The organism is Enteractinococcus coprophilus, from assembly GCF_006716305.1.
GTDB lineage: Bacteria > Actinomycetota > Actinomycetes > Actinomycetales > Micrococcaceae > Yaniella > Yaniella coprophila.
Genome location: NZ_VFOU01000004.1, coordinates 126999 through 145966, shown reverse-complemented (window position 1 = coordinate 145966; position 18968 = coordinate 126999). Strand labels below are relative to the sequence as shown.

Sequence of the window (18968 nt, the reverse complement as noted above, 5' to 3'; positions counted from 1 at the left end):
GCCTTTATATGACAACAAATCAACAAGCCTTTGCTACCGCCCGCGCTATTATCCCTGGCGGGGTGAACTCGCCGGTGCGTGCCTTTGGCTCCGTGGGCGGCACGCCTGCCGCCATGGTCAAGGCCTCTGGGCCATATCTGACCGACGTCGAAGGCAAAACCTACGTTGACCTTGTCGGTTCCTGGGGACCGATGTTGCTGGGCCACAACCACCCTGCCGTCGTCGAGGCTGTGCATGAGGCCGTGGATGCCGGCCTGTCTTTTGGTACCTCAACTCCCGGTGAAGCCAAACTGGCCGAACTCATCGCGCAGATCATGCCGGTCGAACGTGTCCGTTTTGTTTCGACCGGAACCGAAGCCACGATGACGGCGATCCGCCTGGCCCGTGGGGCAACCGGTCGGAACCTGATCATCAAATTTGCTGGCTGCTACCATGGGCACTCCGATGGTCTGCTCGCTGCGGCAGGCTCAGGTCTGGCAACCCACGCGCTACCGGATTCTGCCGGTGTCCCCGAAGCCATTACCAGCCAAACTCTGGTGTTGCCGTATAACGATGAAGAAGCCGTCAAAGAGGCTTTCGAAACCTATCCCGATCAGATTGCCGGGATCATCACCGAATCAGCGCCGGCCAATATGGGTGTCGTTCCTCCCAAACCCGGATTCAACAAGTTCTTGCGCGATATCACCACCCAACACGGTGCGGTCTTTATTATGGACGAAGTTCTCACCGGCTTCCGGGCTACCGCCAAGGGTGGCTGGGGATTAGAAAATGCCGACTGGACGCCGGATCTCTTTACGTTCGGTAAGGTCATCGGCGGGGGACTGCCGGTGGCCTCGGTTGCGGGTAAAGCCGCGGTCATGGACCTGCTGGCCCCGGTTGGCCCGGTCTACCAGGCGGGCACATTATCGGGGAACCCGATTGCTATGGCGGCGGGCTATGCGACCTTGTCCAATGCCACAGAGCAAGCCTATGCAACCATCGAACAGCGCTCTACCCAGCTACAAACGATGGTCAGCGATGCACTCAACGCCGAGGGCGTGAACCACTCGATCCAAAGCGCCGGTTCGTTGTTCTCGATGACGTTTGGTACCGCAGACACCCCGGTCATCGATTATGCATCCGCTCAAGCACAAGAAGCCTTCCGCTACGGCCCGTTCTTCCACGCGATGCTAGACGGCGGCGTTTACCTAGCGCCATCCGTGTTCGAAGCCTGGTTTGTTTCTGCTGCTCACGACGACAAAGCGATGAACATAATCGCCGAGGCACTGCCTGCTGCGGCCCGTGCTGCCGCTGCTGCAACCGCCTAATTCTTCGTTACACAACATCCGCTGGACACCCTCAACGCAAGGGGTTTCCAGCGGATGTTGTCGTTTAACTGTTCTGACTAGTAATAACGCTTCGGATCAAACCTGGAGGGGAGCTGGACAAGTGGCCAGAGTCTGCTGAAATTGGTTAAAAGCTGTTGTAACGCTTACAGCGGACGCGTAGTCTTTGAGCTAAACCACCACCCCTTATCACACAGACAATTGGAGGCGGGATGGCCAACAACGCAGGACAACTAGCAGTCCTAGCAGCTGGATATTTACTAGGTCGAACGAGAAGCATGAAAACGGTGCTGATGGTGGCCGGGGGTGTGGCCTATGGCCGACTCACAGCCCCCAACAGCGACGGGGAAAGCTCAGTAGGATCGTTGTTGAGCAGCCTCGGAAGTTCCAGCATTGCAGAAGCCGCACGCGAAGCGATTACCACAACCGCCACTAAGGGTGTCGAATCACTCAATAAGAACCTCCAAGAGCGCTCTGAAACATTGCGGAACCCCGGGGCCTCCGAGGAGGAATCCGAGGACCAAGAGGGCACTGAAGATGAGGTGAGCGAAGAGTCCGAGGACACCGAAGGCACCGAGACTGAAGACGCCGAGGAAGAGACCGAAGAGACGACCAAGAGTGGAGACAGCTGATATGGCGGATACATCGAAGAAGAACGATTCGACATCATCTGGCTGGGGCGGACTACTCGATTCGCTTCCACTGGATGAACTGAAGAATAACCTGACTGCATACGCCAGCGCCTGGGGTGAAAACACCATCAAAGGTCTCGGCGATAAAGCCACCGGTCTCCTCGATAACCTCGGTTCGCCAGACAATGCGATGGGTAAAGCCGCCATGAAGGGCGCCCAGAAGATGGCCGAAGGCGAATCTCCTCTCAAGGCTGGACTATCAGGAGCTGCAACCGGTGTTAAAGAACAGGTCAAAGATGTCTTTACCGGAGGCGGCGGCAGCAAAAGCAGCAATCGCGGTGCCAAAAAGGTCACCAATATTGTAGAGACCATCGAAGTCGGCGTTCCCATTTCGGTTGCTTACAACCAGTGGACGCAATTTGAAGACTGGTCCGACTTTATGAAGAAAGTCGAAAACGTCGAGCAAGAATCCGATGAGAAGGTCAACTTCAAAGGGCAAGTTTTCTGGTCACATCGCACATGGGACTCGACGATCATCCAACAGGTACCCGATGAGCAAATCGTGTGGCGCTCTACGGGTCAGAAGGGCCATCTTGATGGTGGCGTGACATTCCATGAGCTGGGTCCGCGACTGACCCGCATTCTGGTGGTTGTTGAGTACTACCCACAGGGCTTCATGGAAAAAACCGGCAACATTTGGCGGGCCGTGGGCCGACGCGTACGGGTTGAACTCAAGCGCTACGTCCGACAGATTATGACGTCCACGATTCTCGATCCTGATGCAGTCGAAGGATGGCGTGGCGAGATTCGTGATTCTGAGGTAGTTCGTACCCACGAAGAAGTCGTGGAAGAAGAACAAGCCCAAGCTGAACAAGGTGAAGACAATGAAGATGCTTCAGAGCAGGAAAGCCAAACAGATGCTGACGACGATACCGCGGCAGAAACAGAAGATGCTCCCGAAGACTCCGACGCTCCTGCAGATAGCGATGAAGCCGCCAACGACGAGGAGTATGTAGAAGACGAGCCCGTTGAAGACTCCGAAGAAGTAGAAGACGAGGAATATGTCGAAGAAGAGGAGCCCTCTGGCGAAGAAACTGCCGAGGATGAGGACGTCGTAGAAGATGGAGCCTATGAGGAAGAACCCGGCGCCGAAGATGAGGAGGTAGCCGAGGAAGAGCCCGTCGAAGAAGCCGAGCTCGAAGAAGAACCTGCTGAAGAAGAATTCGTTGAAGAAGACGAGGCAGCGCCTGAGGATGACGAAATTCTCGAAGAAGAGCCTGCTGAAGAGTCCGCAGAAGAAGCTCCAGCTGAGAACGAAGCGGGAGCTGAAGGTGACGAGGTTGAAGAAGAGCCCTCTGACGAAGGCGAAGAATCTGAAACCGAGGAGCCAACCGACGAATCCGACACGGAAGAGGAATCAGCAGCGGAGGACGAGGAGGAATCAGCCGACGAGGAGCCTGCAGAAGAAACTGCTAGCAAATCAAGCGGATCGAAATCCTCTTCCAAACGCTCTAGCTCAGGTACCAGCTCGAAGCGCTCATCAACGAGTAATCGTTCGAAGGGCTCGGGCGGCGGTTCCAAGAGCACCACAAGCTCCAGCGGTAACAAGAGTTCCCGGTCGAGCAGTGGTAACCGGAAGTCCACGACTAAGAGCGGCAACAAGTCATCGAATCGATCCAATAGCCAATCGAAAAACACAAGGAGTACCCGATCTACGTCCAAGGGCAAGTCCCAAAAAAGTAGCTGATCGGCACGTACGTCAGCCGATCCGATCCGCGAAAGGCAGACACCCATGACCACCACTCCACAACGACGCTCGCAAGGCAGTTACATCGACCGGCCATCATCGAGCTCGCTGGCCGACGTCGTCGAGCTCATTTTGGACAAAGGGCTCGTGATCGACATCTATATCCGAGTCTCACTTGTCGGCATTGAGATCCTCACCATCGACGCCAGAATCGTCATCGCAAGTGTGGATACTTACCTACGCTTTGCCGAAGCCACCAACCGGCTTGATCTGACCCAACAGGGCGGAAAAGATCTGACCGAAATGATGGAAGGGCTCACCGAGAGCGGTTCTAAAGGCAAAATCGGCGGCGCACTCGAGGGCGTGAAAGAAGCGTTCACCTCGGACGACGATGACGAGGATAAAGAAAAACCCAAGAGAACCGCAGCCAGACGGCAAAAGCAATCCTCTGAAGAATGAGGACAACGGACAGGAACCCGATGACAGCAGACTCTGAGACTGACCAGTTGTATGTGTACGGTATCGTCACGGAAGACACCACACTACCCGCAGGGTTGACCGGTGTCAGTGAAGCTACCGTAGAGACCACCAGCTACGGCCCACTAGCTGCCGTCGTGACACGACTCAGTGATGAAGACGAGGTCGGCACGCCCGACAATCTGCTAGCTCACAGTACCGTGCTCGACTCTATTGCCGAGCACGTCACGATCCTTCCCATGGCCTTTGGTACCATCGTGCCCACAGAAGACGAGCTACAAGAAGCAGTACTCGAACTCAATGAGACTGAGTATCAGGACGCTCTAGAGCGGTTGTCAGGGACAGTCCAATACACCGTGCGAGCCCGCTATATTCGGGATGCTGTACTGGCCGACTTGATCGAAGATGACCCGCAGGTTGCAGAACTTCGCGCAGCAATCGCTGGCACCACCGAAGACAAGACCCGTCAGGAACGCATCGCCTTGGGAGAGCTGGTCGTGGGAGCTTTCGACCGAATCCGCCCGGAACACGCCCAACACATCATCGACGCGGTCAGGCCCACCGTCGAAGATTTTCAGGAACGTGAGGGCGGTCAGGTTGAAGACGTCATCGAAATGGCTGTACTCGTGAGCCGAGACCGAGTATCGGACTTTGAAGACGCTCTAGAATCGGCAGCTGAACAGCTGCATGCGCGGATCAGTTTTCAACTTCTTGGGCCTCAGGCTCCCTACGATTTTGTGGGCGACTAAAACAGGAGGTGCCATCGTGGGTTTGTTCTCGGGGCTGTTTTTCGGCCCCATCAAAGGCACGATCTGGATTGCCGAACAGCTCAAAGAAGAAGCTGAGCGACAATACTACGATCCTGCTTCTATCCGCCGCCAACTGGAAGAAGTTGCCCAGGCCCGCCAAGACGGCAGACTCACGGATGAAGAAGCGTCAAGTTTAGAGACCGAGCTCATCCAACGACTGCTCACAGCACACCATCGCAACACCGAATAATAGCAGGGCCCAAGCGCGACTGGCGAGAGAAAGCAGTGCACCATGACTGAAGAACAAAAACCTGAAACGAAAACCAGCTCCTCCTCCGAAAGCGCTCGTAGGTCGAGTGCCAGCAATAAAGAAGCCACGAATCGAGAGACTGTCACCAAGAAGCGCCCCAAGTCGCAGTCATCAGAAACCGCGACGAAACGGCGTCCCAAACCGAAGATTGCTGCTGGGAAGGCAGTTGTCGCTGCGATGAAGCAACTTCAGCTGCTCACAACCCGCACACCAGAATCGGTTGTGGGCGTGACCGCTCACAACGAAGGTTGGCGTGTGACGATAGAGGTTGTTGAATCGGCACGGATTCCTAGTACAGCAGATATCATGGCTGAATATGAGGTAGACATCGATGCCGATGGGGATCTAGAGGGGTATTCACGCACATCCCGCTACTTCCGAGGTCGTACCCAAGGCGAGTGATATATGCGCTTCAAGTTCAGAAAGGGGGTACGGCATGACAATTGCACGCAGCGGCAATAGTGGGGGAATGGAACCTCAACGTAGTCGTGAAGGCACTTTGATGCACGTGGTCGAGACCCTTCTGGACAAAGGACTGGTACTCAACGCCGACATCATGGTGTCGGTGGCGGGTGTGGAACTGCTTGGCATCCGGATTCGCGCGGCACTTGCCTCGTTTGAAACGGCTGCGCGCTACGGATTGGAATTCCCTGCTGGCACTAACACCGAAACGGTGGCATGGCAGAATGCGGTCGAAGCCAAGGAAACCTGTCCGAAATGCCATAAAGCTTCCCCCGTGTCGCAGCTGCTCAATGAATTTTGTCCCTGGTGTGGCTGGCAATCGGCCCAAGCTCTTCACAACGCAGAACGCAATGCAGAAGAACACGACGTGGAGGGCACAGCAGACCGGCAGGAAATCAGTCGGGAGCAGTCATGACCGACTCGACTTTTCGTCCGCCTGATAAGTCAGCGCCGATGGAACCGACTCGCAACCCTGAGGTTTCACTTTCGGATCTGATTACTGTGCTGCTAGATAAAGGCACCTATCTAAATCTTGACCTCATTATCTCTGTAGCTGATATTCCACTGATCGGGGTGAATCTGCGCGCGACGATTGCTGGGATGGAAACCATGCTGGAATACGGCATGATGCGGGACTGGGATGAAAAAACTCGAGCCTGGGTTCGGCAGTCCGTTGCTCGACATTTCCCGCTAGCAGAAGACGAAGAGATTGTAGCGAAGATGGCCGGGGGGTATTTTCATGAAGGCTGGACTAAAACTTGGCGCCCCGGTTCCGTCTACGTCACCAATCAACGGTTAGTCGTTTTTCGGCGTGAGCCAAAAGAAATTCTATGGGAAACGCAGTTAGCCCATATCAATGCGTTGCGTCTGACGGATCAACAAACCATCGGTTCCGAGCTCCGCACTCGATTATTAATCGACACTGCTGATGGTGTCACGACCATGCTGTCAGCCTCAGCTCCCGGTCGAATTCGAGAACTGATCGCACAACAGCAACCCCACCTGAAAACTCCAAGGCACCTTGCTCCAGCGGCAGAGGAGTCTTCACAGTTATCCAAGCATGCATGGTACTTAGAGCACCGTGCGGGGGGCACGTTATGGCGTGGCGGTACGGTGACCGTGGAAGAAGACAGACTTACCTGGCGAGCCCCCACTGATGCCCGCCATGCAGTCAATCTTGCCTGGCAAGACATCACGGATATACAACTCACGGAGATGCGTGCACCGTCCGGTGAGAACAAGGCCCTACACCTCACAACGCACCAAGGGGATATCTATCTTGGGCTCACCCAACCGGAACAGTGGGTCGGTCTCGTGTCACAGCGAATGCTCGGTCACGGCAATTCGAAAGAGGGCTCCGATGCTGGAAATTGATGAAGGCAGCCTCAAACACGGTGTGCTCACGTTAGTCGTAACGTTGGTGGAAGTCATCCAAGAAGCGTTGGAAACGCAAGCTGTCCGACGGCTCGAAGGCGGAGACCTCACCGAAGAAGAACAAGAACGGCTGGGTCAAGCGCTCATGGAATTAGATGAGGCACTTGATGAGATCAAAGCAGAACACGGTATAACCGCCTCGGTAGCTGATCTCCACCGTGGCCTTGATGATGTGGTGGACGAGGTTATAGACAAACTTATTAACCCGGCTCGCTGGGCTGATGAGACACCGAATGAAGGGCACACCATTTCGTGAGAAACACCGGGCTATATGTTTATGCGATCATCCCCGACGAAGGTCTTTCCATCAATGAGCTACCAAAAGGTATCAACGGTCAGCCTCTCCATCTGGTGGAAAGTAATGGGCTTGCCGCAATTGTCCACAACGCGGATCCTGAACCATACCAGGGACCGGATTCCGAGGTGAAACGCTGGATCTTACAACACAGCGACGTGGTCGATGCCGCTTGGCAGCAGCTTGGCACAATCCTGCCCATGACCTTTAACGTGATCGTGGCGCCGGGCGAGGACGCCGAACAACGCCCTGAGCACCGATTGCGCACCTGGTTATCCGAATCAGCTGACACGATGCGAGTACACCTGGATACATTGCGCAATCATGTCGAACTGCGGGTTGATATCTCGCTAGATGAGGACGATACGACGGCGGACGATCCTGAGTTATCAGAACTGCGCGAAGGAATCGATGCTCGACCGGCAGGAGTACAACGGCTATATCGAAAGCGTCTGGAAGAACATCGGCGCAGCGTAGCAGAACGGATTGCTGACGAGCTTTATCCCCAGGTCCGTAAACGCTTAGTCGCCCTGGCCGAAGATATGGTCGAAAACGCCCGTCCAGGACGAGAACCGGGTAGCGTGACTGTCCTGAACGCCTCACTGCTGGTTCATGTCGACGCCGTCGATGAGGTAGGGCTTGAGCTCGCCGAAATCCGTGACACCCAACCTGGCGCCCAGATTCGCTATCTCGGCCCTTGGCCGCCATACTCATTCGGGGAACTGCCGAAACTCACGACCTAAACGCGGTGATCTAAGCGCGCGGTCCTGAAGCCCCGGAGACAATCCGGTCGATCAGCGCATCAAGCTGGCTACGTTTGTGAGCAGGCGTCACCTGGGCATAGGGCAGTGCGTCACGGTGAGCATGCCAAGGTACCAGCACATCGAATTCGACACCGCGCAAGATGGTCAAGCTATTCAAAAACGCTCGCCGATCACTCTCCGGTAAGATCACGGCTTTCCAAATCCCTTCATCAACCCAGATGGCATCCCCGGGAAATAAGAAGCGATGTGCCCCATGCTCCCAGGCGAAAAACGTCGTTCCTACAGTGTGCGAATGACTGGGCAACAGTTTCAGATCGTCACCAATGAACTGCGGGTCTCTGAAATCGCCGGTGACGTGCATCTTCGGTTCCACACCGGGTCGGTCCCACTCATGGACATAGACGGGAATTGTTAGTTCTGGTTGTCCGTACATCGCTTCGTGATAGTGATTCAGCAGTAACCGTGTGGGCGTTCCCAGCTGATGTATCTCTTGGGCAGCCGCGTCAATGCCAGGCGAGTTGTAAATAATGACGACGCCGGAATTGGCTTCTAATACAAATGACCGCACCACCAGATCGTCCATGAAGGGCAAGGGGGTCGTCCTCGTGGACCACAGCCCAGGAAAAAGTTGCTGCAATGCAGAACTGTAATGAGGAATCTGGGATGTCATGGCCTGATTCCCTTCGAACGAAATCCTCTGGTTCCCAGTGTAGTCCGCATACCTGGAAGACACCGAGACAGACAGAACTTCGGGGTAGATAGAACACAGCCGGGTGCTCACTGTACTGTGTCAGTGAGCACCCGGTTGTTACGCTGTCCCGTGTCTAGCGGGGCAGCAGCGCCTAGGCTGCTATGGTTTTCTCAGCGCGGATGGGCAGCGCCACGAGTTCGCCTGCCTCAACTGTGACTTTGACCGAGTCGCCTTCGCGGACTGCTTCGGCAACCAGCAGGTCTGCAACCTTGTCATCCAACTGACGCTGGATGACTCGACGCAGCGGCCGAGCACCGTAAGCAGGTTCGTAGCCGGATTCGGCGATCCAGTCGCGAGCGACGTCATCTACTTCAAGCGCAATGCCTTGGGCAGCAAGGCGATCCTGGGAAGCTTTCAACTGCAGTCCAACGATCTGACGCAGTTGTTCACGGCTCAGCGGCTTGAACAACAAGGTGTCATCAATCCGGTTCAAGAACTCCGGTCGCATGAACTCCTTGACACGACCCATGACTTTCTGTTTGATATCGTGCTGGGCTGCTGTGGCATCGCCAGAGACAAAGCCCAAGGGAGCCCCAGTGGACGACAAGTATTCAGAGCCGAGGTTCGAGGTCATGATAATCACGGTGTTACGGAAGTCCACAGTCCGTCCTTGACCATCGGTGAGGCGTCCATCATCAAGAACTTGCAGCAGCAGGTTGAAGATATCCGGGTGGGCCTTTTCGATCTCGTCGAGCAGGAGAACCGAGTATGGGCGGCGACGAACCTGCTCGGTCAGCTGACCGGCTTCATCGTAACCGACATAGCCCGGAGGTGCACCGACTAACCGTGACACAGTGTGGCGCTCGCCGAATTCTGACATGTCGAAGCGAACCATCGCATCTTCGTCATCGAAGAGCGACTGTGCCAGAGCCTTGGCCAGTTCGGTTTTCCCGACACCGGTTGGACCTAAGAACAAGAAGCTCCCCACCGGACGCGATGGATCCGCCATGCCGGTGCGCGCGCGACGAATCGAACGCGCGATCGCGGTGACCGCATCGTCCTGACCTACCACCCGCTCGTGGAGTTCTTCCTCTAACCGGGCTAGCCGGGATTTCTCGGCCTCGGTCATGCGGGCAGCTGGAATACCGGTCGCGCGGGAAACCATCTCGGCAATTTCTGCCTCACCAATCACAGACGAGACCACCGCAGGACGAGCCGAAGCTTCGGCCAGCTGTTTGCTTACTTCAGTAACCTGATCACGCAATTCGCCAGCACGCTCGTAGTTTTCCGCATTGACAGCAGAGTTTTTCTCCGCCTCCAATGCGGCAAGCTGCGAACGCAAAGCTTCAATGTCGACGTCAGCCCCATCAGCATCGGGGCCGCGGCGCAGCGAAAGCCGAGCACCGGCCTGGTCAATCAAATCGATCGCCTTATCCGGTAAGAACCGGTCAGTGATGTAGCGATCTGACAGTTCGACCGCGGAACGTAGCGCCTCATCGGTGTAGGTCACCTTGTGGTGTTCTGCGTAACGATCTGCCAGACCGTGCAGAATTTGGACGGCGTCTTCGACCGATGGCTCACCAACCGTAATTGGTTGGAAGCGACGTTCCAGTGCCGAGTCTTTTTCGATCGTGCGGTATTCCTTTAGCGTCGTTGCCCCGACCATGTGCAGGTCCCCGCGGGCCAGTCGTGGTTTTAGGATATTCCCGGCATCCATGCCACCGGATTCACCCGAACCACCAGCACCGACAACGGTGTGCAACTCATCGATAAATACGATCGTGTTTTCGTCTTCGGCAAGTTCCTCGATGGCGCCGGTTAGCCGCTCTTCGAATTCACCGCGGTACTTCGTCCCGGCGACCATCCCGGCAAGGTCCAGGCTGATCACTCGGCGACCTTTGAGCTGTGCAGGAACCTTGTCTTTGACAATAGCCTGAGCCAGTCCCTCGACAATAGCGGTCTTCCCGACACCGGCTTCACCAATCAGCACCGGATTGTTCTTCGTGCGACGAGCCAGGACTTCAATGGTTTGCTCAATTTCTTCATCGCGACCGATGACCGGGTCCAAGCGACCGGCTTTGGCTTCCTCGGTCAAATCCAGACCGAATTTCTCCAACATCGAGCCTTCCACATCATCATCAACATCGCCGCGTTGTTCAGCGGCCTGCTGGGCGTACGCTTGCTGGGCACCTGCCTGAAGAGCCTGGGGTGTAACACCGGCGTTGGCCATGAGCCCCCCGGCAGGGGAGTCCTGGTTCAACACGAATGCAAAGAAGACGTGTTCGGGATTGATATATGTTGAGCCCATGCCACGGGCAACCTGGTAGGCATCGAGCAGTACTTTCTGCGCAGAGCCGTTGAGGGTCGCTGCAGTTGCGCCAGTATTTTCAACTGGTGCAGGCAGTTGTTCGTCCACCGCCTTCACAATAGCCTGTGGATCTGCTCCAGCTTGGCGTGCGCCGGCAGCGGCAGGATCTTCTTCGAGCATGACGCGCAGAATATGCAGTGCGTCTACCTCGGTTTGACCACGATCTACAGCGAATTTTGCAGCGCTAGTAATGATTTCTTGGGTGCGCTTGCTCAGCAGACGGTTAATGTCAACGGGACTCGACTGCCGCCCGATCGGTTGTCCTTGCAAGAATCGAGCAATGAAATCGTCGAAGGAACCGCTGTTAGAGCCACCTGGGCTGAAAAATGCGGGCATTCTATCCTCCTAGTACTCATACACAGTGTGTGCATGAAAGTTGAGTGCATCTAACTCAAGTAACGCATCATTGTTTTGAATTATTCCGAAAAGTTCAGAACTTTGCAAGAAACTTGAGTAGTGGCAACTCAGGTTTGGGCGGAAGTTTTGTGCACCCCACGAAAATATGTTGATGAACACGAACATCCACGCCCACTCAGGCCTATGGAGGTGATCCTGCTGGATTTTGGGTTGCGCATCCTCACCTGCAATCGACCATGGCCCTTGCCCGCTGAGAGTCCGGCCTAATGTCGCTCATAAACGGGTTGCGAAGGGATCCGCGCAGCTCTACTCGTCCGTCCCGGCACCTTCCCGTATTCTGAACTTATGTCTCTCGAATCTGTCGTAGAAGTGATTGTCCTAAGCCTGGAAGGATTGGGCGTGATCACGATGATCATTGGTTTTATCATCGCGGCCTATTTTTCGATTCGAGTCTTAGTTCACCGCCGCGGAGGACGAACCGCGTCTCATACGTTGCGCACAATGGTTGGGTCCGCGATTCTGCTGGGTTTGGGGGTGCTGGTTGCTGCCGATCTGATTCGGACCGTGATGAACCCATCACTCGACGAGACGGTAGTGCTAGGCATTATCGTGGTCATTCGTACTCTGCTGAGCTTCTCAATCCAAATTGAGATTGACGGGATCTTGCCGTGGAAAAGAGCCTTGCTCAAAAACGGTGGCCAGCTTCTGACAGAATCCATGGGCGAGGAACTCACGAAAGGTCCTCAGCCCAAAATGCAGGAAGAGCGATCACTATAAGGCAGAGTGCACGACGCTTTGTGCAAGCCGTTGCGCCACCATGACCTCAACGAATTGGACGGCAGCAATATCCCCGTATATGCCCCTCACATAGAGAAATCACACTGCGGGGTCGTACGCAACTGGCCCCTGAAGTAATGTCATTCAGGGGCCAGCGCACAATCGAACATTTAGCCTGCTAAGGGAATGTCCCGTCCCGGAATAGCTGCGAGTAATTTTTGTGTGTAAGGCTCTTGCGGGTTGTTGAAGATACTGTTGGCATCAGCTTGTTCTACGACTCTGCCGCCCTGCATTACCAGGACGTCATCGGCAATCTGACGAACGACTGCCAGGTCATGGGTGATGAACAGATAAGACAGTCCCAGCTCAACCTGCAGGTCGTTGAGCAGCTGCAGGATTTGGTCCTGTACCAGCACATCCAGTGCCGATACCGCCTCATCTAGCACGAGGACTTCAGGGTTCAGCGCTAGCGCCCGAGCAATGGCAACGCGTTGCCGCTGACCGCCGGAGAGCTCATTGGGATACCGGTTCATAACCGTGTGCGGTAAGGAGACCTGATCGAGTAGCGTGCGAACTCGCTCTTCACGCTCAGTCTTAGATCCCACCTGATGCACCACAAGCGGTTCTTCGATGGCCTCATAGATTGAAAACATCGGGTCCAAGGAGGCATACGGGTTCTGGAAGACCGGTTGAATACGACGTCGGAATTTCAGCTGCTGATCTCGTGACGTGATCGTGGAAATATCCACACCATCGAAATACACGTGACCTTCCGTGGGGGTTTCCAGCCCGAGGACCATGCGTGCCACGGTGGATTTTCCGGAGCCCGATTCGCCAACTAAGGCGGTTGTCGTACCCCGTGCTAGGTCGAAACTGACCTGTTGGGCTGCAATCAGATCGGTTTTGGAAAACCCTTTACCCGGCAGTTTGAACACCTTGGTCAGGCTTTGGATCTGCATGGCCGGGGTTTCCACATCGACTTCGGTCTCTTCGCTCACGTGTTCCTGAGCAGCTCGACGTATCGCTGTGCGTTCCTGCGCTGACACACGTTCTGATTGCAAAGACGGCGCGGCATTAATCAACCGTTTGGAATACGGGTGTTGTGGATCCTGCAGAATCGCAAGCGCGGGGCCCGATTCGACAACTTCGCCCTTGTACATCACCACGAGGTGGTCGGCACGCTCGGCGGCCAATCCCAGGTCGTGTGTAATCAGCAAGACCGCGACCCCGAGTTCGGATGTCAGGTCATCAAGATGGTCCAGGATCTGTTTTTGGACTGTTACATCGAGTGCGGAGGTCGGTTCGTCAGCAATGAGTAATTTTGGCCGGGCTGCCAGTCCAGCGGCGATCAATGCGCGCTGACGCATACCACCGGAGAACTCATGGGGGTACTGCTGTGCGCGACGTTTTGCATCGGGTAGTCCGGCCTCTTCTAGCAGCTCGACGACCCGGGCGTCTGCAGCTTTGCCTTTGGCCACATTATTGACCTCTAGAACCTCACGGATCTGAGCGCCAACTTTATACAGGGGGTTCAGGTTCGACAGCGGGTCCTGAGGAACCAGACCGATATGTGAGCCACGGTAGCCACGGCGTTTGCGTGCTGGTAGCTTCACCAGGTCGGTGCCTTCGTATCGAATGGATCCTTGGGTCACCTTCCCGGTACCGGGTAGCAGGTCGATGATCGCATGAGCGGTCGTGGACTTTCCGGACCCGGACTCACCAACGATGGCGACCGTCTGGCCCGGATAAATGGTCATATTCAGACCACGAACGGCGTTGACGCTGCGTTTATCAACACTGAAATCGATGTGTAGGTCGCTGACTTCTAACAGTGGTTGTGTCATTTATTTTCTCGCTTTCGGATCCAGTGCATCGCGGACGGCGTCACCCAGCAACATGAAGCTCAGCACCGTCATTGCGAGCGCACCGGCAGGGAAGAACAGCACGTGCAAGTTATCGCCGGAACGTACCTGCGGCTGGGCGGCAGCAATATCGTTACCCCATGACACCACCGATGGTGGAAGGCCAATCCCCAGGAACGACAAGGTCGCTTCTGCAACGATGTACACGCCCAGCGACACTGTGGCGGTCACAATGACCGGTGGCAGAGCGTTGGGAATGATGTGGGTAAACAAGTTACGCCACTTGGATGCACCCAGTGAGCGCGCGGCATCAACGAATTCCAGGTTTTTAATTTCCATGACAGCCCCGCGTGCGATACGAGTGATTTGGGGCCAACCGAAGACAGCCAGGGCGATAACTACGGCGCTCACACCGCCCCAATACCCTCGGTTAGGCCACACATTATTCAGCGCCGACAGTCCAACGATTGCTGCCAACAGGAGCGGGATCGCAAAGAATATGTCAGCCGCACGGGAGATAATCGTGTCGACCCAACCTCCGAAGAATCCAGCAATAGCGCCGGTGAGCAGTCCAACGATGGTCACGATGAGGGTGGTCAACAATCCGATGATCACCGAGGCTCGCGCGCCGTGAATGGTCCGTGCAAACACGTCATACCCTTGGCGATCAAACCCGAAGATATGACCAGGTTGTGGTTTGCCCAGGCTATTGGATAAATCCGCTGAGCGCGGGTCGACGGAAGTAAACAGGGTAGGAAAACAGACGACAACAAGCACCAGCAGTAATAAGATGGCCGAAAACCAGAAGATCCAGTTGCTACGCAACGATTTCCACGCTTGTTTCCACTGGCTTTCTGGCGGATGCGAGGTGTCCACGTCGACGGCTGTGGGTAGCTCAGTGTCAATGGCCGGGGCCACGAAGCGTTCTTGTCCAGGTTGTGGCGTGTGGTTATGCATATCGAATCCTCGGATCTAAAGCAGCGTAGAGCAGGTCAACTAACAGGCTGGCGACCACGTAGATGAGAACCATAATCGTGACCACGGATACGACCGTGGGGTTTTCGCCTCGCAAAATAGCCTGATAGGCCAAGTTGCCGATGCCGTTGATGTTGAAAATTCCCTCGGTGACGACGGCGCCAGCCATGAGCGCGCCGAGATCAGCGCCCAAGAAGGTTACGACGGGGATCAGAGAGTTACGCAGCACATGGCGGCGGTTCACGACTCCGTCGGGCACACCGTGTGCACGGGCCGTGCGGACGTGATCTGCAGTGAGGTTTTCAATGACGGATGTGCGCGTCAAACGCAAAACGTAGGCAAACGAAACCAACCCCAAGACCACTGCTGGCAGCAGCAAGTTGGTGAAGGTCGTTGCTGAACCTACCGTTGGTGGAACCCATTGCAGTTGCACCCCGAAAATGAGTTGGAGTGCGAAGCCGAGGACGAAAATCGGAATCGCGATGACGACCAGAGACACGACCAACATCGTCGAATCAAAGATATGACCGCGGCGCAGGCCGGCATAAAAACCAGCGACGACCCCCAGGATGGCTTCGATGATCATCGCCATGAAAGCTAACTGGAAAGTGACCGGTAGAGACCGTGCAATGAGATCGGAGACGGGCTGACCCGAGTAGGAGGTTCCAAAATCGCCAACCAGGGCACCTTTGAGGAAGAGAAGCCACTGGACGATGAAAGGTTTATCAAGATTGTATTGAGCTTCAAGTTGCGCTCTTGCTGCTTCTGAGACCGGCTTTTCGCCAAAGAGAGCCACAATGGGGTCTCCCGGCTGGAGGAACACTAGCGCATAGATGAGCAGTGTGGCTCCCAGGATGACCGGGATGGTCTGGAGCAGTCGGCGGACGATGTAACGCCACATGCTATACCTCGAATTTTTGTCATGCCACCTCGTGAGTGACGCGACCTAGAAGTTGGATGAACATGACTGTGACCGCCGAGGTTCTCGGCGGTCACAGTCATGATTCAATCGTCGTAAATTATGGTGTGACTATTGAGTTATTTAGTGACAAGGTAGTACTCTGGCTGATTCTGCCAGTTGACCTGTACACCTTCAACTCCTTGCGCCGCGATGGCGATCGCGTCACGGTTCCAGAGTGGAATCGCAGGCAGATCTTCCATCAGGATAGCCTGGGCGTCTGCCAGGTGCTCTGCTCGTGTTGCGTCATCTTCGGCCGCAGCGGCTTCGCGTAGCGCCTGGTCGAAATCTGGGTTTGAGTAGTCGCCGTCGTTAGCACCAGCTCCGGTGCCGAAGGTCGGTGCAATGTAGTTGTAAACCGATGGGTAGTCTGGCTGCCAACCGGTACGGAATGCGGTATCCAACTCGCGGTTCGTGATCAGTTCACGGAATTCAGCAAACGCTGCAAACGCGTTGGGTTCGGCCTCGATTTCGAGGTTTTCGCGAATCTGGTTGGTGACTGCTTCGACCCATTCGCGGTTTCCAGCGCCGTCAGCGTTGTAGGACAGCTCGAAGCTGCCGGTGAACTCGTTGATCTCATCGGCTTGTGCCCAGAGCTCTTTAGCTTCATCAGCATCGAATTCCAGCACATCCGCGCCTTCGACGTCCTCCGTGAAGTCCGGCATCAACGGACTGGAGAAATCGGTCGCTGGAGTGTACGTGTCATCGAAAATGGTTGACGTGACGGCCTCGCGGTCGATCGCCTTGGAAATGGCTTGACGCCGCAGCTGTCCCTCTTCATCATCACCGAAGTGCTCGAGGCGACTAGGAATGGTGATGGTGCCATTGACCGAACCCGGCTCAGCGAAAGCCTGGATGCTGTCATCATCTTGGAAGGTGGAAATCGCAGACGGTGGGACCTGATCCATAACATCCACCACGCCCGACTGGACATCGGTGTATGCCGCATCAGGATCGGTGTAGAACTTGAAAATCAGACCGTCGTTTTGCGGCGTGCGGTTCCCCTCATAATCAGGATTAGTTGATAGGACGGCTTCCACGTCGTGGTTCCATTCCTCCAGAACGTATGGGCCGTTGGAAACCGGTTTCTCGCCAAAAGCTTCCATATCTTCGAATGCAACTTCTGGCAGTGGGAAGTATGCGGAGTACCCCAGACGATCTGGGAAGTCAGATGCTGGTTCCTTCAACGTCACTTCAAAGGTCAGGTCATCGACGACCTCAAGACCGGATAGGGTTTCGCCATCGGTGCTGTTGCCTTCTTCGTCTGTTCCTTCGATAGGGTTGAAGAAGTACGCGTTCAGCTGGGCATTATCTGGATTGGCGCCATAGTTCCAGGCATCAACGAACGAGTTCGCTGTGACCGGGGTGCCATCTGAGAAAGTCCAGCCGTCTTTGAGCTTGATGGTCCAGGTCAAGTTGTCTTCGGATTCGATCGATTCGGCGACTTCCATTTCAGTCGAACCATCGGTCGCGTATGACACGAGACCAGCAAAGATAGCATCGACAATGTGTCCACCGCCGACTTCGTTCGTGTTGGTCGGGACCAGTGGGTTTTGTGGTTCAGTGCCATGAGCATTGATGACCATCTCTCCGTCGGCGCTACCGCCAGCGGCGTCATCTCCGCCGCCACATGCAGTAAAAGCAAGGGCTGCGACTGAAAGTGCTCCAACGTATTTGAGTATCCGTTTGGGTTGCATCCGGGATCTCCGTTCAAGGTTAAATGCAAGCAGTTGATGTTGCGCGAGGTTGTTATTTCAACGCAAAGTATGAGTCACATTACTTGAAAGCGCTGTGACTCACATCTCGAAGTTTACGACACAATGAACAAATTGTAACGTCTGGTGACCTCGGGTAGGGCAGAACCGAAAGGAACTCGTCCTAGATCTGTCATCTACCCATAACGATAGGTATCGTGTACTTTCTTGAGTCTGCGCATTGTCGAGGGGTTTTAACCGACTGAGTCTGGTACCGAAAGTTTTTCGACGGGCCACTCCCGGGACACCGTAGCTCCCGGGTTCTTTCGGCGCAAGAATTGCTCGAAGCTGGCCGCTTGAGCCGCTTTCCAACGGATCTGCTGGTTGAAAATGGTCTCTAAGGGGACATCGAAATGACTGGGGAATTTCGCGACCAGAGCCTGAGCCACTTGGACAGCAGCTACCGAATCTGCCAAGGAGGTGTGGGCCTGATCAAGCGTGACATCGTACAGCTCGCATACTGCTTCCAGGGTGCGTTTGCCTTTCCGGAAGGTATCAACATGCTTATCTAAGACATAGGGATCGACAACCCCTGCCACTGCGAAATCTCCCATGTTACGTCGCCCCATTTCCGCGCTGAGGACCGTGAAGTCATACACGCCGTTATAGGCGATAATTGGAACGCGGTGATACATAAAGTCGGTGAGCGTTGCGACGATTTCGCTAACTCCCGTGGTCGCGTCCATTCCGTATTCCCGGGCATATTCGGTGCTGATTCCATGGACAGCGGCAGCTTCTGCGGGAATTTCCACACCGGGATCTACGAGCCACTCGGCATGAGCTCGCACGGTGCCCTCCGGGTCGAGTAGCACCAGAGAAGCCGTGACGGTGCGCGCGGTATGGGGGTTCTTGCCAGTGGTTTCTAAATCAAACCCTAGCAACGTCCCCGTGTGCCAGGGTTCATCAGGCCCGGGGATTGTCAGTACGCTTGCCGCAGTCGTCATGTTTCCAAAATACCTGCTGCCACGTCAGAACTAAACTGCCTGGGGATTGTCAACCGGTCTGTGGAGAAGTTGTCACCCGCTGTCGGT

19 protein-coding genes are annotated in these 18968 nt (G+C 55.3%); 12 read left to right on the top strand and 7 right to left on the bottom strand.

The features are described 5' to 3' along the window. Nucleotides 1–8 precede the first annotated feature (8 nt). The 11 genes from hemL to FB556_RS11830 all read left to right on the top strand — a co-directional run bounded on the left by hemL (nt 9) and on the right by FB556_RS11830 (nt 8174). The gene (gene hemL / locus FB556_RS11880; RefSeq protein WP_141868002.1) at nt 9–1307 is read left to right on the top strand and encodes a glutamate-1-semialdehyde 2,1-aminomutase; all 1299 of its coding nucleotides are present in this window, start codon (nt 9–11) and stop codon (nt 1305–1307) included. Between the two features lie 230 nt (nt 1308–1537). Further along, nucleotides 1538–1957, top strand: coding sequence for a hypothetical protein (locus FB556_RS11875; RefSeq protein ID WP_141868001.1), 420 nt, complete (start codon nt 1538–1540; stop codon nt 1955–1957). 1 nt (nt 1958) lies between these two features. Beyond that, nucleotides 1959–3704, top strand: a complete 1746-nt coding sequence (locus tag FB556_RS11870) for an SRPBCC family protein (protein WP_141867999.1) — start codon at nt 1959–1961, stop codon at nt 3702–3704. A gap of 45 nt (nt 3705–3749) precedes the next feature. Continuing rightward, entirely contained in the window at nt 3750–4163 is a 414-nt protein-coding gene (gene gvpJ, locus FB556_RS11865; protein ID WP_141867997.1) for a gas vesicle protein GvpJ, read from the top strand. Nucleotides 4164–4183: 20 nt separating this feature from the next. Further along, complete coding sequence (locus tag FB556_RS11860; RefSeq protein ID WP_170200463.1) at nt 4184–4930, top strand: GvpL/GvpF family gas vesicle protein; 747 nt, start codon at nt 4184–4186, stop codon at nt 4928–4930. 16 nt (nt 4931–4946) lie between these two features. After that, nucleotides 4947–5180, top strand: a complete 234-nt coding sequence (gene ccmI, locus FB556_RS11855; RefSeq protein ID WP_141867993.1) for a c-type cytochrome biogenesis protein CcmI — start codon at nt 4947–4949, stop codon at nt 5178–5180. Between the two features lie 42 nt (nt 5181–5222). Continuing rightward, entirely contained in the window at nt 5223–5642 is a 420-nt protein-coding gene (locus tag FB556_RS11850) for a gas vesicle protein GvpO (RefSeq protein WP_141867991.1), read from the top strand. A 34-nt stretch (nt 5643–5676) separates the two neighbouring features. Continuing rightward, nucleotides 5677–6117 (top strand): gas vesicle protein, encoded by a 441-nt coding sequence (locus FB556_RS13775; RefSeq protein WP_281280498.1) that lies wholly within the window; start codon nt 5677–5679, stop codon nt 6115–6117. Beyond that, on the top strand, nt 6114–7076 hold the full coding sequence (locus FB556_RS11840; protein WP_211344055.1) for a gas vesicle protein: 963 nt from the start codon (nt 6114–6116) through the stop codon (nt 7074–7076). The genes FB556_RS13775 and FB556_RS11840 overlap by 4 nt, the downstream gene beginning before the upstream one ends. Next, nucleotides 7063–7392 (top strand): gas vesicle protein K, encoded by a 330-nt coding sequence (locus tag FB556_RS11835; RefSeq protein WP_141867989.1) that lies wholly within the window; start codon nt 7063–7065, stop codon nt 7390–7392. The genes FB556_RS11840 and FB556_RS11835 overlap by 14 nt, the downstream gene beginning before the upstream one ends. After that, complete coding sequence (locus FB556_RS11830) at nt 7389–8174, top strand: GvpL/GvpF family gas vesicle protein (RefSeq protein ID WP_141867987.1); 786 nt, start codon at nt 7389–7391, stop codon at nt 8172–8174. Before FB556_RS11835 ends, FB556_RS11830 begins: the two co-directional genes overlap by 4 nt. Before the next feature lie 10 nt (nt 8175–8184). Here FB556_RS11830 and FB556_RS11825 read toward each other — a convergent pair whose 3' ends face one another. Both FB556_RS11825 and FB556_RS11820 read right to left on the bottom strand, forming a co-directional pair. Next, complete coding sequence (locus FB556_RS11825) at nt 8185–8865, bottom strand: MBL fold metallo-hydrolase (protein WP_141867985.1); 681 nt, start codon at nt 8863–8865, stop codon at nt 8185–8187. Between the two features lie 172 nt (nt 8866–9037). Then, complete coding sequence (locus FB556_RS11820) at nt 9038–11590, bottom strand: ATP-dependent Clp protease ATP-binding subunit (RefSeq protein ID WP_141867983.1); 2553 nt, start codon at nt 11588–11590, stop codon at nt 9038–9040. 366 nt (nt 11591–11956) lie between these two features. Between FB556_RS11820 and FB556_RS11815 the strand changes: the two genes are divergently transcribed. Then, a complete protein-coding gene (locus FB556_RS11815) occupies nt 11957–12388 on the top strand; it encodes a DUF1622 domain-containing protein (RefSeq protein ID WP_141867981.1) in 432 nt (143 codons plus the stop codon). A gap of 170 nt (nt 12389–12558) precedes the next feature. On the opposite strand, the gene FB556_RS11810 is transcribed toward FB556_RS11815, so the two are convergent. The 5 genes from FB556_RS11810 to FB556_RS11790 all read right to left on the bottom strand — a co-directional run bounded on the left by FB556_RS11810 (nt 12559) and on the right by FB556_RS11790 (nt 18881). Continuing rightward, the gene (locus FB556_RS11810) at nt 12559–14232 is read right to left on the bottom strand and encodes a dipeptide ABC transporter ATP-binding protein (RefSeq protein WP_141867979.1); all 1674 of its coding nucleotides are present in this window, start codon (nt 14230–14232) and stop codon (nt 12559–12561) included. Further along, the gene (locus FB556_RS11805; protein WP_141867977.1) at nt 14233–15207 is read right to left on the bottom strand and encodes an ABC transporter permease; all 975 of its coding nucleotides are present in this window, start codon (nt 15205–15207) and stop codon (nt 14233–14235) included. Further along, nucleotides 15200–16126 carry an ABC transporter permease gene (locus FB556_RS11800; protein ID WP_141867975.1) on the bottom strand — a complete coding sequence of 309 codons (927 nt, stop codon included), beginning with the start codon at nt 16124–16126 and terminating at the stop codon, nt 15200–15202. The genes FB556_RS11805 and FB556_RS11800 overlap by 8 nt, the downstream gene beginning before the upstream one ends. Nucleotides 16127–16263: 137 nt before the next feature. After that, nucleotides 16264–17880 carry a peptide ABC transporter substrate-binding protein gene (locus FB556_RS11795; RefSeq protein WP_141867973.1) on the bottom strand — a complete coding sequence of 539 codons (1617 nt, stop codon included), beginning with the start codon at nt 17878–17880 and terminating at the stop codon, nt 16264–16266. A 251-nt stretch (nt 17881–18131) separates the two neighbouring features. Beyond that, the gene (locus FB556_RS11790) at nt 18132–18881 is read right to left on the bottom strand and encodes an exonuclease domain-containing protein (RefSeq protein ID WP_141867970.1); all 750 of its coding nucleotides are present in this window, start codon (nt 18879–18881) and stop codon (nt 18132–18134) included. Nucleotides 18882–18968 lie beyond the last annotated feature (87 nt).